Source organism: Kitasatospora sp. NPDC086791, assembly GCF_040685975.1.
In the GTDB taxonomy this organism is placed as follows: domain Bacteria; phylum Actinomycetota; class Actinomycetes; order Streptomycetales; family Streptomycetaceae; genus Kitasatospora.
This window is the reverse complement of sequence record NZ_JBFBOC010000005.1, coordinates 191,651-204,825: the sequence shown is the minus strand read 5'-3', so window position 1 is coordinate 204,825 and position 13,175 is coordinate 191,651. Positions and strand designations below refer to the sequence as shown.

Below are 13,175 nucleotides of genomic sequence, written 5' to 3'. Positions count from 1 at the left end.
CCGGCACGCACGGACGGGCCCGCCGGACGCTTCCGGCGGGCCCGTCGGCGTGCGGGCGTCGTGGGGGGGGCGGGTGCCGCCGTCAGACCGCGATGACGGTGATCAGGGCGATCAGACCGAGCAGGCTGGGGACGATCGCCCACCAGCACCAGCGGACCACGACCGGCCCGGCCGCCTCGGGGCGGGCGGCGTTGCGCTCGGCCATCTCCTGCAGCACGCCGGTCACCTGGTCGGACCAGGCGCGGGTGGGGTCCGAGGAGCCCTGGACGACCGGGTTGGTCCGGGCCGCGAGGCCCAGCCCCAGCCCGGTGCGGGAGGCGTGTTCGGCGTTGCTGCGGCTCTGGGCGCGGGTGGCCCGCTTGCGCTGCCGCAGCGACACCGGCACCGCCCAGACCTGGTACGTCCTGCCGCCCGCGAGCAGTTCGACCGAGTACCCCGCGCGCAGCGCGTCCACCGAGGCCCACGGCGCGGTGATGGTCCGCCACGGATTGCGCACCACCAGCCCGCCGCCGGAGGCCCGCACCACCGGGCGCAGCGTGTAGGCGATCACCGGGAAGGCGAACACCGGCAGCGCGGCGAGCGCCACGTACGGGGTCTTGCCGGTGCCGGTCACCGCCGCGTCGCCGATCAGCCAGGCGGCGACGGCGAGCAGGAACACGCCGGAGATCACGCCGGGGACGGAGCGGTACACGCGGTCCGCGTACTCGGGTTCCCCGGCGGGGGCGGCCGGGCCCCGGTGGGGCTTGCCGTCGGAATCGGTCATGCCGTCGATTCTGCCCCATGCCCTTCGCCCCGAGGTCTCGGTCCGGCCACGAATGGCAGGCACCCTAGCGGCCCACTACGCGCGTAGATATGCTGGTCTGGTGACTATGTCCACTGTTGCAGCCAATGCCCTCCCCCAGCCTGACGGCCGGGAGGTACCCCCAGGCGTTGCGGGCAGCGGCCTTCAGGACGTTGCGGCGTCCGAGGCCTCGCTCCGCCGGTTCCTGCACGGCCTGCCCGGCGTCGACCAGGTCGGCCTGGAGGCGCGTGCCGCCGCTCTCGGCACCCGCTCGATCAAGACCACGGCGAAGGCGTACGCCATCGACCTGGCGATCTCCATGATCGACCTGACCACGCTGGAGGGCGCGGACACGGTCGGCAAGGTGCGCGCGCTGTGCGCCAAGGGCAGGACCCCCGACCCGACCGACCCGACCACCCCCCGCGTCGCCGCCATCTGCGTCTACCCGGACATGGTCGCCACCGCGAAGGACGCCCTGCGGGGCACCGACATCCAGGTCGCCTCGGTGGCCACCGCCTTCCCGGCCGGCCGCGCCGCCCTCCCGGTCAAGCTCGCCGACACCGCCGACGCGGTGGCCGCGGGTGCCGACGAGATCGACATGGTGATCGACCGCGGCGCCTTCCTCTCCGGCCGCTACTTCGACGTCTACCGCGAGATCGTCGCCGTCAAGGAGGCGTGCAAGCGCCCCGACGGCAGCTCCGCCCACCTCAAGGTGATCTTCGAGACCGGCGAGCTGCAGACCTACGACAACGTCCGCCGGGTCTCCTGGCTGGCGATGCTGGCCGGCGCCGACTTCATCAAGACCTCCACCGGCAAGGTCGCCGTCAACGCGACCCCGCCGGTCACCCTGCTGATGCTGGAGGCGGTCCGCGACTTCCGCGCGGCCACCGGCGTCCAGGTCGGCGTGAAGCCCGCCGGGGGCATCAAGACCACCAAGGACGCCATGAAGTACCTGGTGATGGTCAACGAGACCCTCGGCGACGACTGGCTGACCCCGCACTGGTTCCGCTTCGGTGCCTCCAGCCTGCTCAACGACCTGCTGATGCAGCGCCAGAAGCTGGCCACCGGCCGCTACTCCGGCCCCGACTACGTGACGGTGGACTGATCACCATGGCCAAGAAGAAGACCATCGAGGAGCCCGCGGCCAAGCCCGCCGGAGGCCTCTTCGCCTACGCCCCGGCCCCCGAGTCCCCCGCCGCCGCGGGCGACATCGCCACCTCCTACGGCCACTTCATCGGCGGCGAGTTCGTCGACTCCTCCGGCAGCGAGGCCCTGAAGACGGTCAACCCGGCCACCGAGCAGGTGCTCGCCGAGTTCGCCCAGGGCACCGACGAGGACGTGGACCGCGCCGTCGCCGCCGCCCGCCGGGCCTTCGCCGACTGGTCGGCGCTGCCGGGCAGCGAGCGCGCCAAGTACCTGTTCCGGATCGCCCGGATCATCCAGGAGCGCGCCCGCGAGCTGGCCGTGCTGGAGTCGATCGACAACGGCAAGCCGATCCGCGAGACCCGCGACTTCGACATCCCGACCGTCGCCGCGTGGTTCTTCTACTACGCGGGCTGGGCGGACAAGCTGGACTACGCGGGCTTCGGCGCCAACCCGCGCCCGCTGGGCGTGGCCGGCCAGGTCATCCCGTGGAACTTCCCGCTGATGATGCTGGCCTGGAAGATCGCGCCCGCGCTGGCGACCGGCAACACGGTCGTCCTGAAGCCGGCCGAGACCACGCCGCTGACCGCGCTGCGCTTCGCCGAGATCTGCCGCCAGGCCGGTCTGCCGAACGGCGTCGTCAACATCGTCACCGGCGACGGCCGCACCGGCGCCGCGCTGACCGCGCACCCGGACGTCAACAAGGTCGCCTTCACCGGTTCCACCCCGGTCGGCCGGGCGATCGCCAGGCAGCTGGCCGGCAGCCGCAAGAAGCTGTCGCTGGAGCTGGGCGGCAAGGCCGCCAACATCGTCTTCGACGACGCGCCGATCGACCAGGCGGTCGAGGGCATCGTCAACGGCATCTTCTTCAACCAGGGCCACGTCTGCTGCGCGGGCTCGCGCCTGCTGGTCCAGGAGTCGATCCAGGACGAGCTGCTGGACGCCCTGAAGCGCCGGATGTCCACCCTGCGGGTCGGCGACCCGCTGGACAAGAACACCGACATCGGCGCGATCAACTCGGCCGCGCAGCTGGCCCGGATCACCGAGCTGACCGACGCGGGCGAGGCCGAGGGCGCCGACCGCTGGTCCCCCGAGTGCGAACTCCCGGGCACCGGCTTCTGGTTCAAGCCGACCCTCTTCACCGGCGTCAGCCAGGCCCACCGGATCGCCCAGGAGGAGATCTTCGGCCCGGTGCTGTCGGTGCTGACCTTCCGCACCCCCGACGAGGCGGTCGCGAAGGCCAACAACACCCCGTTCGGCCTCTCCGCCGGCATCTGGACGGAGAAGGGCTCGCGCATCCTCTGGACCGCGAACAGGCTCAAGGCCGGCGTGGTCTGGGCCAACACCTTCAACAAGTTCGACCCGACCTCGCCGTTCGGCGGCTACAAGGAGTCGGGCTACGGCCGCGAGGGTGGCCGCCACGGTCTGGAGGCCTACCTCGATGTCTGACTCGACCTTCGCGCGTCCTGACGCCACGGTGCGGATCCAGGTGAGCAAGACCTACAAGCTGTACGTCGGCGGGAAGTTCCCGCGCTCGGAGAGCGGGCGGGTGTACGAGGTGACGGACTCCAAGGGCGAGTGGCTCGCCAACGCCCCGCTGGGCACCCGCAAGGACACCCGCGACGCCGTCGTGGCCGCCCGCGCGGCCGTCAAGGGCTGGGCCGGCACCACCGCGTACAACCGCGGCCAGGTGCTGTACCGGGTGGCCGAGATGCTGCAGGGCCGGCGCGAGCAGTTCGCCGCCGAGGTGGCCCTCTCCGAGGGCATCGGCCCGAAGAAGGCCGCCGCGCTGGTGGACGCCGCGATCGACCGCTGGGTCTGGTACGCGGGCTGGACCGACAAGGTCGCCCAGATCGCGGGCGGCGCCAACCCGGTCGCCGGGCCGTACTTCAACCTGTCGACCCCGGAGCCGACCGGCGTGGTCGGGATCGTCGCCCCGCAGGCCGGGTACGGGCACTCGCTGCTCGGCCTGGTCTCGGTGATCGCCCCGGCGATCGCCACCGGCAACACGGTCGTGGTCGCGGCCGCCGCGGACGCCCCGCTGCCCGCGCTGACGCTGGGTGAGGTGCTCGCCACCTCGGACCTCCCGGGCGGCGTGGTCAACATCATCTCGGGCCGGACCGCGGACATCGCCCCCACCCTGGCCTCGCACCAGGACGTCAACGCGGTGGACCTCACCGGCGCGATCGCCGCCGACGGTCCCGGCGCGGCGCAGGCGCTGGAAGCCGCCGCCGCGGATACCCTGAAGCGGGTGGTCCGTCCGGAGCTGGACCCGTTCGCCCAGGACTGGACGCATGCGCCCGGTACGGACCGGCTACTCTCGTTCCTGGAGACGAAGACGGTCTGGCACCCGATGGGTATCTGACCCACCCGCCCTCCGGGGCGACAACTCCACAAGCTGGCCGTCCCCAGTGCCCTCTCCCCCCCCAGGGCCCGGACGGTCATTGGACGGACCCGCGCCTCTCCCCCCCTGGCGCGGGTCCGTCGGCTTTCCGCCGCCGCCCCGTCGCCTTTCGTCACCCCCGCCGCCGACCGCGGCCGCGATCGCGGCAGAAGGTGTGTGCCGACCGGTTTCGGCAACGGGCCGGGATGCGTCAGACTGGTGTCCCGTGAGTGACTCCCCCATGAACCCCGCATCCGGCGCGCACGCCCGGGTGATCCTGCTCTCCGGGCCCTCCGGGTCGGGGAAGTCCTCGCTCGCCGAGCGCAGCGGCCTGCCGGTGCTCCAGCTCGACGACTTCTACAAGGACGGGGACGACCCCACGCTGCCGCGGCTGCCGGACGGCGCCGTCGACTGGGACTCCCCGCTGGCCTGGCACCGCGACCAGGCCGTCGCCGCCATCCGCGCCCTGCACGACCTCGGTCGGACCGACGTCCCGGTGTACTCGATCCCGGACAACGGCCGGGTCGGCACCCGCACCCTGGAGCTGGGCGGCGCCGGCGCGTTCATCGCGGAGGGCATCTTCGCCGCCGAGATCAGCGCGGAGTGCGCCGAGGAGGGCCTGCTCGGCGACGCCCTGTGCCTGCGCAACGGCGCGCTCACCACGGCCTGGCGCCGGCTGCGCCGGGACGTCCGGGAGGGCCGCAAGTCGCTGCCGGTGCTGGTGCGCCGGGGCTTGCGGCTGATGCGGGCCGAGCGTTCCATCGTCGGCCGGCAGGTCGCGCTCGGCTCGTACGCGTGCGCCGGGCCGGAGGCCGAGCGGCGGATCCGCACCGCGGCCCGCCCGGCGGAGCTCTCCGCGGCCTGAGCCGGCCCGGGCTCCGGGACCGCGGGACGGCAGGACGACAGGACGACAGGTGGACGGGACGACAGAACGACGGGCCCGGTGCGTCTCCCCCGCACCGGGCCCGTCGCCTTCCCGAACGATCCTCGGCTCCCCCGCGGGCATGCTCCCCCGAGCCGCTGCCCCCGGACCGTGACCGTCCGCTTCCCGTCCCCCGACGGGAGTCCCTCGTTACGCGACCAGCTCGCCGAACGCCCGGACGGTGTCGCCCGACTTGTTCAGGTGCTCGTCGTCGCGCAGCCGGCGCAGGGCGCGCCAGATGCTGCTCTTGACCGTGCCGACGCTGATCCCCAGCACGTCGGCGATCTCCGGGTCCGTCTTGCCCTCGTAGTAGCGCAGCACCAGCATGGTCCGCTGGTTCTCCGGCAGCTTCGCCAGCGCCTGCCAGAGCACGGTGCGCAGCTCGGTGCCGCCCATCGCGTCGGTGTCGCCGGCCGTCTCCGGCAGCTCCTCGGTCGGGTACTCGTTGACCTTGCGGCGCCGCCAGGCGGAGATGTGCAGGTTGGTCATGGTGCGGCGGAGGTAGCCCCCGACCGCGGCCTTGTCGGTGATCCGGCCCCAGGCCCGGTAGGTGCTGAAGAGCGCGCTCTGCAGCAGGTCCTCGGCCTCGTAGCGGTCACCGGTGAGGTGGTAGGCCGTGGCGTACAGGGAGGCGCGGCGCTCGCGCACGTACGCGGTGAACTCCGTGATGTGGTCCTCCGCGGCGGCCGAGTGCTCCCCCTGCGCGCCTCCCTGTCCGGCCTCGGCGGTGCGGGCCGCGGCGGGGTTCAGCCGCAGCAGCGTCGCACCGGCGGCCTCGCGACCGGACGGCTCCCCCGAACCGACCGTCCGCAGACCGTTGCCCCCAGTTCCCCGGCTCCCCGCCGGGGTGTCCTTGCCCTCGACGCGGACGGGGAGGATCCCCCGCAGCGTGAGGGTGGTGGCGGAGTCGACCGAACTCCCCAGCCGGCCGACCCCGTACAGCTCCCCCGTCCTGCCGCCGCCGCTCACCCGGCGGGCGACAGGGTTACCACCGGTGCTGTGCGCGCACCCCCGTACGGTCACGGCACCGGAGTTCTCGTCGGTCCTGACCTCGTACCGGGTCCGGTGGGTGGTGGCCGACGAACGCGCGGTGCGGACAGCCGGGTTGGTCCGGGTCTGAAGCGTGGCGTTCATCGTGCGCCCCCTGGGTCGGTACGAGCGGTTCCGGTAGCCGCCCTCCAGCCGGCCGTTGCGGCCCGCTGTCCTGCGGCGACACGGAAAATCCTGCCCGCCGGTTGTGATGGCGCTGTCCGCCGACTGTCACAGGGGTGTCACAGGCGGGGGTCTTTCGTCCCACTCGGCCTCCCTCCGTACCGGACGCCGGTGGCGGTCGTTCCGGTTCCCGTACGGCCGGTGAGCGATCCGGGGGGTGATTCGGGGCTGCGGGTGGGCCAAAATGGGGCCGTGCCTTTCCTCCTACTGATCGAGGACGACGACGCCATCCGGACCGGCCTCGAACTCGCCCTCACCCGCCAGGGCCACCGCGTGGCCACCGCCGCCTCCGGCGAGGACGGTCTGAGGCTCTTCAAGGAGCAGCGGCCCGACCTGATCGTGCTGGACGTGATGCTGCCCGGCATCGACGGCTTCGAGGTGTGCCGCCGGATCCGGCGCACCGACCAGCTGCCGATCATCCTGCTGACCGCCCGCTCGGACGACATCGACGTGGTGGTGGGCCTGGAGTCCGGCGCGGACGACTACGTGGTGAAGCCGGTGCAGCCGCGCGTGCTGGACGCCCGGATCCGGGCCGTGCTGCGGCGCGGCGAGCGGGAGAGCTCGGACTCCTCCGCGTACGGCACCGTGGTGATCGACCGCGCGGCGATGACCGTCACCAAGGACGGACAGGACCTCCAGCTCACCCCGACCGAGCTGCGGCTGCTGCTGGAGCTCAGCCGCCGCCCCGGACAGGCGCTCTCCCGCCAGCAGTTGCTGCGGCTGGTCTGGGAGCACGACTACCTGGGCGACTCCCGCCTGGTGGACGCCTGCGTGCAGCGGCTGCGGGCCAAGGTCGAGGACGTGCCGTCCGCGCCGACGCTGATCCGCACCGTGCGCGGGGTGGGCTACCGGCTGGACCCGCCGGCCTGACCCGCCCCACCCCGTCCGACTCCTGAACTCCCGCATCACGACAGGCTCCTGTGACTGACCATCAGACGACTGCCCGACGCTTCCCGGCGGGCCGGTGGCGCCGGCTGCGCTCCCTGCGGGTGCGGCTGATCGCGGTGTTCGCGGCGGTCGCGCTGCTCGCCGCCGTCTCGGCCTCCGGCATCGCGTACTGGCTGAACCGCGACGCGGTGCTCAAGCGCGCCCAGGACACCGCGCTGAACGACTTCCGGGTCTCGCTCAGCCGCAACGTCTCCGAACTGCCGCTGAACGCCGGCTGCCCGGAGCTGGCCGCGCTGGCGTCCACCGTCGCCAGCTCCGGCCTGAGTTACGACGTGGTGGTGGTCGACCCGGCGCACCCGGAGTGCCCCTCGGCCTCCTCCGACCCGGCCCACTACACGCTGGCCGACGTGCCGACCGCGCTGCAGTCCACGGTCGCCAAGCCGCGCGAAGTCACCGAGAGCAACCCGTACCCGTACCACCTGTACTGGCAGCGGCAGAACCTGGAGGGCCGGCCGTTCGTGATCGGCGGCACCAAGGTGGTGCCGAACGGCCCGACGGCGTACATGTTCAAGTCGCTGGAGAACGAGCGGGCCGACCTCAACACGCTGGGCTGGTCGCTGGCCATCGCCACCCTGCTCGCGCTGATCGGCTCGGCCCTGCTCGCCCAGGCCGCCTCGGCCACCGTGCTGCGGCCGGTCAAGCGGCTCGGCGACGCTGCCCGGCGGCTCGGCGAGGGGCACCTGGACACCCGGCTCGAAGTCGAGGGTTCGGACGAACTCGCCGACCTCGCGCGGACGTTCAACCGGGCCGCGGAGTCGCTGCACGAGCAGGTCGAGGAGCTGAGCGCGCGCGAGGCGCAGAGCCGGCGGTTCGTCGCCGACATGTCGCACGAGCTGCGCACCCCGCTGACCGCGATGACCGCCGTCACCGACATCCTGGAGGACGAGGCCGAGTCGCTGGACCCGATGATCGAGCCGGCCGTCCGGCTCGTGGTCAGCGAGACCCGGCGGCTGTCCGACCTGGTGGAGAACCTGATGGAGGTGACCCGCTTCGACGCCGGCACCGCGAAGCTGGTCGCCGACGAGGTGGACATCGCCGACCTGATCATGTCCTGCATCGACGGGCGGGCCTGGTACGACGCGGTCGAACTGGACGCCCCGCGGGGCATCCTGGCCGTGGTCGACCCGCGCCGGCTCGACGTCGTCTTCGCCAACCTGATCGGCAACGCGCTCAAGCACGGCGGCTCGCCGGTGCGGGTGAGGGTCCGGCAGACCGACGACTCGGTCGTGGTCGAGGTCTCCGACAGCGGCCCGGGCATCCCCGAGGACGTGCTGCCGCACGTCTTCGACCGGTTCTACAAGGCGGACCGGGGGCGGGCCCGCTCGGAGGGCAGCGGTCTGGGGCTGTCGATCGCGATGGCCAACGCCCGGATACACGGGGGGACGATCACGGCGGCCAACGGGGAGGTCGGCGCGGTGTTCACCCTGACGCTGCCGCTGGCCCCGCCGTCTCCGCCGTCCGGGGGAGGGGCCGAGGGCGGCCCCGCCCGCGACGCCGCCGAGGACAAGGACGCCACGTGACCGCCCCCGCCCGTACCACCCCGCGCCGCGCCGCCGGCGTGCTGCTCCTGCTCGCGCTGGCCTCCGGCTGCGGCATCCGGCCGACCGCCGTGCCGGTCGACGCCGGGGCCCCGGCCAGCCGGACGGCCTGCCCGACCACCCCGCACGTACCGACCGCGCTGGCCACCCCGCCCGGCCCCGCGCCGGCCGTGACCCAGGCCCGCGGCGCCGCCAAGGGCGCCGCGAGCCCGAGCCCCTCGCCCACCCCGGTGGCGCCGGGCAGCCCGCCGCCGGACAACGTGTTCAGTGCGGTGCCGACGACCGCTCCGTGCAAGTAGGACGACCGCTCCGCGCGAAGAGGGGGAGCGCCGGGGGTGCGTCCTGGAATGTTCACGCCCGACGTGGAACCGCCGTGCCACCGGCTCACGTCCTTCCCCCCGTGCAGCGAGATGGCACCAGGACACGCAACGAGCGTTCCGGCGCGGGGACCGAGAGCAGCCCGGCGGCGGGCGTCCACCGTTCCCTCCGGCTGACCGGACTGGCGGGCCTGGCCTGCCACCTGGCGCTGGTGCTCTGGCTGGTGCTGAGACCGTTGCCGGTGGCCTGGGTGTACGACGCCAACCTGACGCCGCTGGCCTCGCTCCGCTCCTCCACCGTCTGGCAGGTGGTCGGCGAACTCCTGCTGCTGGCCCCGCTCGGCGTCCTGCTGCCGCTGGCCGGCGGCCGGATCCGGGCCCCCTGGCTGCCGTCCTTCCTGCGCACCACCGGCGTCTCCGCGCTGCTGGCGACCGGGCTGGAGTTCCTCTCCTCCTGGACGCCGGGGCACGTCCTCAACGTGGACCACATCCTGTTCGCCGTGATCGGCGTGGTCGCCGCCCACCTCGCGCTGGTCCCCGGACTCCGGCACCTGCTGCGGGAGCAGCGGCCGCGGGAGCCCCGGGTGTCCGTGCCGGCCGTCCCGTCGGTGACCGCCGTCGTCCGGGTCGCCACCGCCGCCCCCACCGCCCGCCCGCGCGCCTACGCGGAACCGACGCCGCCCGCCCACTGACCCGGCCCCGGCACCACCCGGCCGCCGACCTCGATCAGTCCGCCGGGGCGCGGCCCGGTCAGCAGTTGCGAGCCGCTGCCCTGGGTGACGGTCAGCGCCCGGCCGAGCCGCGCGGTCAGCAGCAGGGCGGCCGCGCCGGTCGCCTCGTCCTCGTCGATCCCGTCGCCCCGCCCGGGGAAGGCCCGGGCCCGGACGGTGCCCGCCGCCTCGTCCTGCCAGGCCCAGGCGTAGACCCACTCCCCCGGCGGCGGCACCTCCAGCGCCTCCACCTCGGCCGCCGAGCCGTACCGCCGCAGCGTCCGCGGCGGGGCCCACTCCGGCCGGGCCTCGATCAGGGTCAGCCCGCCCGCGCGCCGCACACCCACCACACCGGCGGCCGTGACCAGCCGGTCCGCCCCGAGCAGCCAGGCGGCGCCCACGCACGGGTGGCCGGCGAAGGGCAGGCGCAGCGTCGGGGTGTAGATGTCGATCTCCCCGCGCTCCGGATCGTCGACGAACACCGTCTCGCTGAAGCCGAGTTCGCGCGCGACCTGCTGGCGGTCCGCCCGCTCCGGCACGGCGGCGCCGTCGCGCACGACGCCGAGTTCGTTCCCGTACCGCCCGTCGGGCCCGCAGAAGACCCGCACCACCTCGTGATCGATCATGTCCCGCCTCACCGGTCGCGCCGCCGTACGGTCCTCGGAAGGACGTTCCGTCCCCACGGTAGAGCGGGGGGCGGGCGGGCCTTCCGGTACGTCCGGGGTGGTCAGATGCGCCTGCGGCGGCGTGCCACGACCAAGGTGCCCACGCCGAGGGCGATCGCGACCGCGCCGGTGATCGCCATCGGCTGGGCGGTGGTGCCGCCGGTGGAGGCCAGCCGGGGTTCCGGGGCCGGGGCCGCCGCGGTGACGGCCTGCGGGCCGACCGCCGCCGGGCTCGGCGCCGCGCTGGTGACCTCCGCGACCGGGACGACCGGGCCGGTGGACGGCAGGGAGGCCGTCGGCACCGGGGCGGCCGAGAAGGTGGGGGGCGGCGTGGGGGTCGAGCCCGCCGCGGCCGTGATCGTGAAGTCGGCCTTCGGGCTGGAGGCCTCGGACCCGCTCTCGCCCTCACCGGGCATGCTGCCCACGAGGGCCGCCAGGGTCTGGGCCGTGGCCGGGGTGTCCCGGGTGAAGGACAGCCGGACCTCGATCGTGCGGCTCCCGCCCTTCGGCAGGGCGAGGACGTCGGCGTTCTTGTCGCCGGTCCGCAGCCCGAAGTAGAGCCAGCCCGGGTGCTCCGAGTTGCTGCCGGGTGTCCCCTCCAGCCATCCCCCGTCGGCCGTCCGGAACTCGAACTTCACGTTCTCCGAGGGGAGTTCGGTCGCCCCCTGGAAGACGATCGCGGGCAGGACGCGGAGGTCCTTGGCGCGGTTGCCGGTGAGGACCAGCTTGAACGGCTTGGCCTCGCCGCCCGCCGTGAAGGTGGTGGGCATCCCGTCGAGCCTGACCTCGGCCGTGGCGGCGGGCGTCGGCGCCGGGGCGGTCGGCGTGGCCGACGAGGTGACGACCAGGTCCGAGTAGCCGCTCATGGCCTGGGAGACGCGCTGCTCCGGCGGCAGGGCGGGGTCGGAGACCACGGCGTCGAAGCCCGGCGCCACCCGACCGGCCGGAGCGTCGGCGGCGACGGTGAGCCGCAGCCGGTAGACGGCCTCGGTGCCGGCCACCAGGTGCAGGACGTTGGGACGGTCGAGCTGCCAGAGGCCGCCGGTGCTCGCGGCGGTCACCTTGGCGTCCTGCCACTGCGTGCCGCCGGGCGACTGGTACTCCAGCTTGAACTGGCTCTGCTTGATGCCGGTACCGGTGTCCCCGATGACGAATACGGACGACGGCACGTCCAGCTGGTGGTCGGCGGTGTTCCTGAGCGTCGCGGTGAACTCCACCGGCGCACCGCCCGCCGTGACGGTGCCGGGCACGCCGCCGAGGGCGACCGTGACCGGCGAGGACTGGACCTGGGTGCCCTGGCCGGCCGTGACGGCCCCCGAGGCGGCGAAGACGGCCGGGGCCTCCACGACGGCCACACCGGAAGCCAGTGTGACGGCGGCGGTCGCGGCCAGGAATCTGCTCTGCCTCATGCGCAATTCCAACCTCACGAGAGAATTCGGACAGAACCCAACAGAACGTGAAATCGCTTGCGAGAGAGGCCATTTCCTAGCGATGGCGCGCGCCGATGTTTCGCCCCCCGACCAACAGCGACTGCGGCATCATACCGAGCCGTTCGCGCCCGCCCGCGGCCGGAGCCGGCCCGCCCGCGGCGGTCCTGCGGCCGGAGCCGGCGGGCCCCGGACCGGGCCGGACGGACGGCGGCCCTCAGGGTCACCCCGAGGCCGACCCCGACATCCGGCTACGCCTCCCCGGTGACCCTTCGGGGTGCGGAATCACCTGGTGGACCGAGGAGAACGGGGCGGCGACGGCGGAGTATGGAAGCACCCCGCCGGACCGGCCGGACCGGGCCGCCACCGTGCGGAGCAGATCAGGAGACCACCATGAGCGCCCGCCTCGCCCGTCCTCGTCACAACCGCGTCATCGCCGGCGTCTGCGCCGGGATCGCCGCCCGCTTCGGGCTGACCCCGTGGACCGTCCGGCTGATCTTCCTGCTCTCGTGCCTGCTGCCCGGCCCGCAGTTCCTGGTCTACCTGGCCCTCTGGCTGCTCCTGCCCCAGGAGCCGTGACACCGGTCGGCACGGCACGACGACGGGCCGCCCGCTCCCGGGATCACCGGGGGCGGGCGGCCCGTCGTCGTGCGGGCGGCTCGGGTCAGCCGCCCAGGCCCGGCAGGCCGGGCAGAGCGCCGGTCAGCCCGCCGATCGGGGTCTTGTCGAGCCCCGGGACGCTCGGGACGGCGGCGCGCTGCTGGGTGACGCCGGCGAGCGGGGCCTCGGCGGCCGGGGCGGCGTGGCCGACGCTCGGGGCGAGGGTGCCCAGCGTGCCGGTGACCTTGTCGGCACCGGGCAGCTTGGCGGCGGTGTCGGTGACCGCACCGGTCACCGCGGGGTTCGTCACCGCGCCGGTGGGCAGCCCGAGGCCGCCGGGCGCCGGGGCGGCGGAGGCGGTACCGGCGCCGACCGCCGCGATGGCGATGCCGAGCGCCGCGGTGCCGGCGGCCTTGAGAGCCTGCTTCATGGTTCGTCCCCTTGGGTCCTCGTCGGTGGCCGACGACGCGTACGGATCCGGCGGACGGAGGACCGCCACCGTGCCTGGTCGGCAATGACTGGCACACCG

At 74.0% G+C, this 13,175-nt stretch carries 14 protein-coding genes; 9 read left to right on the top strand and 5 right to left on the bottom strand.

The window, feature by feature from the left end; genetic code table 11:
* Positions 1–82: 82 nt before the first annotated feature.
* Positions 83–763 carry a PH domain-containing protein gene (locus AB0Q99_RS11225; protein ID WP_363570350.1) on the bottom strand — a complete coding sequence of 227 codons (681 nt, stop codon included), beginning with the start codon at positions 761–763 and terminating at the stop codon, positions 83–85.
* A 106-nt stretch (positions 764–869) separates the two neighbouring features.
* On the opposite strand from AB0Q99_RS11225, the gene deoC reads away from it, so the two are divergent.
* From deoC to AB0Q99_RS11205, 4 genes are all read left to right on the top strand, one after another.
* Positions 870–1,886: a deoxyribose-phosphate aldolase gene (gene deoC, locus AB0Q99_RS11220; RefSeq protein WP_363570348.1), complete on the top strand. Its 1,017-nt coding sequence runs from the start codon at positions 870–872 to the stop codon at positions 1,884–1,886.
* Between the two features lie 5 nt (positions 1,887–1,891).
* Positions 1,892–3,373, top strand: a complete 1,482-nt coding sequence (locus AB0Q99_RS11215; RefSeq protein ID WP_363570346.1) for an aldehyde dehydrogenase family protein — start codon at positions 1,892–1,894, stop codon at positions 3,371–3,373.
* Positions 3,366–4,289, top strand: coding sequence for an aldehyde dehydrogenase family protein (locus AB0Q99_RS11210; RefSeq protein WP_363570344.1), 924 nt, complete (start codon positions 3,366–3,368; stop codon positions 4,287–4,289). The genes AB0Q99_RS11215 and AB0Q99_RS11210 overlap by 8 nt, the downstream gene beginning before the upstream one ends.
* Positions 4,290–4,533: 244 nt before the next feature.
* The gene (locus AB0Q99_RS11205) at positions 4,534–5,172 is read left to right on the top strand and encodes an ATP-binding protein (protein ID WP_363570342.1); all 639 of its coding nucleotides are present in this window, start codon (positions 4,534–4,536) and stop codon (positions 5,170–5,172) included.
* A gap of 207 nt (positions 5,173–5,379) precedes the next feature.
* On the opposite strand, the gene AB0Q99_RS11200 is transcribed toward AB0Q99_RS11205, so the two are convergent.
* Complete coding sequence (locus AB0Q99_RS11200) at positions 5,380–6,042, bottom strand: SigE family RNA polymerase sigma factor (RefSeq protein ID WP_363570455.1); 663 nt, start codon at positions 6,040–6,042, stop codon at positions 5,380–5,382.
* Between the two features lie 591 nt (positions 6,043–6,633).
* Between AB0Q99_RS11200 and AB0Q99_RS11195 the strand changes: the two genes are divergently transcribed.
* The 4 genes from AB0Q99_RS11195 to AB0Q99_RS11180 all read left to right on the top strand — a co-directional run bounded on the left by AB0Q99_RS11195 (position 6,634) and on the right by AB0Q99_RS11180 (position 9,936).
* Positions 6,634–7,311 (top strand): response regulator transcription factor, encoded by a 678-nt coding sequence (locus AB0Q99_RS11195; protein ID WP_063349065.1) that lies wholly within the window; start codon positions 6,634–6,636, stop codon positions 7,309–7,311.
* Positions 7,312–7,361: 50 nt separating this feature from the next.
* Entirely contained in the window at positions 7,362–8,909 is a 1,548-nt protein-coding gene (locus AB0Q99_RS11190; protein WP_363570340.1) for a HAMP domain-containing sensor histidine kinase, read from the top strand.
* Positions 8,906–9,226 carry a hypothetical protein gene (locus AB0Q99_RS11185; protein WP_363570338.1) on the top strand — a complete coding sequence of 107 codons (321 nt, stop codon included), beginning with the start codon at positions 8,906–8,908 and terminating at the stop codon, positions 9,224–9,226. The genes AB0Q99_RS11190 and AB0Q99_RS11185 overlap by 4 nt, the downstream gene beginning before the upstream one ends.
* 101 nt (positions 9,227–9,327) lie before the next feature.
* Positions 9,328–9,936: a VanZ family protein gene (locus tag AB0Q99_RS11180; protein ID WP_363570336.1), complete on the top strand. Its 609-nt coding sequence runs from the start codon at positions 9,328–9,330 to the stop codon at positions 9,934–9,936.
* Here AB0Q99_RS11180 and AB0Q99_RS11175 read toward each other — a convergent pair.
* Both AB0Q99_RS11175 and AB0Q99_RS11170 read right to left on the bottom strand, forming a co-directional pair.
* Complete coding sequence (locus tag AB0Q99_RS11175; RefSeq protein WP_363570334.1) at positions 9,906–10,580, bottom strand: PhzF family phenazine biosynthesis protein; 675 nt, start codon at positions 10,578–10,580, stop codon at positions 9,906–9,908. The genes AB0Q99_RS11180 and AB0Q99_RS11175 overlap by 31 nt on opposite strands.
* 101 nt (positions 10,581–10,681) lie before the next feature.
* Complete coding sequence (locus tag AB0Q99_RS11170; RefSeq protein WP_363570332.1) at positions 10,682–12,028, bottom strand: LPXTG cell wall anchor domain-containing protein; 1,347 nt, start codon at positions 12,026–12,028, stop codon at positions 10,682–10,684.
* A gap of 411 nt (positions 12,029–12,439) precedes the next feature.
* Between AB0Q99_RS11170 and AB0Q99_RS11165 the strand changes: the two genes are divergently transcribed.
* A complete protein-coding gene (locus tag AB0Q99_RS11165; protein ID WP_363570330.1) occupies positions 12,440–12,625 on the top strand; it encodes a PspC domain-containing protein in 186 nt (61 codons plus the stop codon).
* A gap of 85 nt (positions 12,626–12,710) precedes the next feature.
* Here AB0Q99_RS11165 and AB0Q99_RS11160 read toward each other — a convergent pair whose 3' ends face one another.
* Entirely contained in the window at positions 12,711–13,076 is a 366-nt protein-coding gene (locus AB0Q99_RS11160; protein ID WP_363570328.1) for an ATP-binding protein, read from the bottom strand.
* Positions 13,077–13,175: the final 99 nt, after the last annotated feature.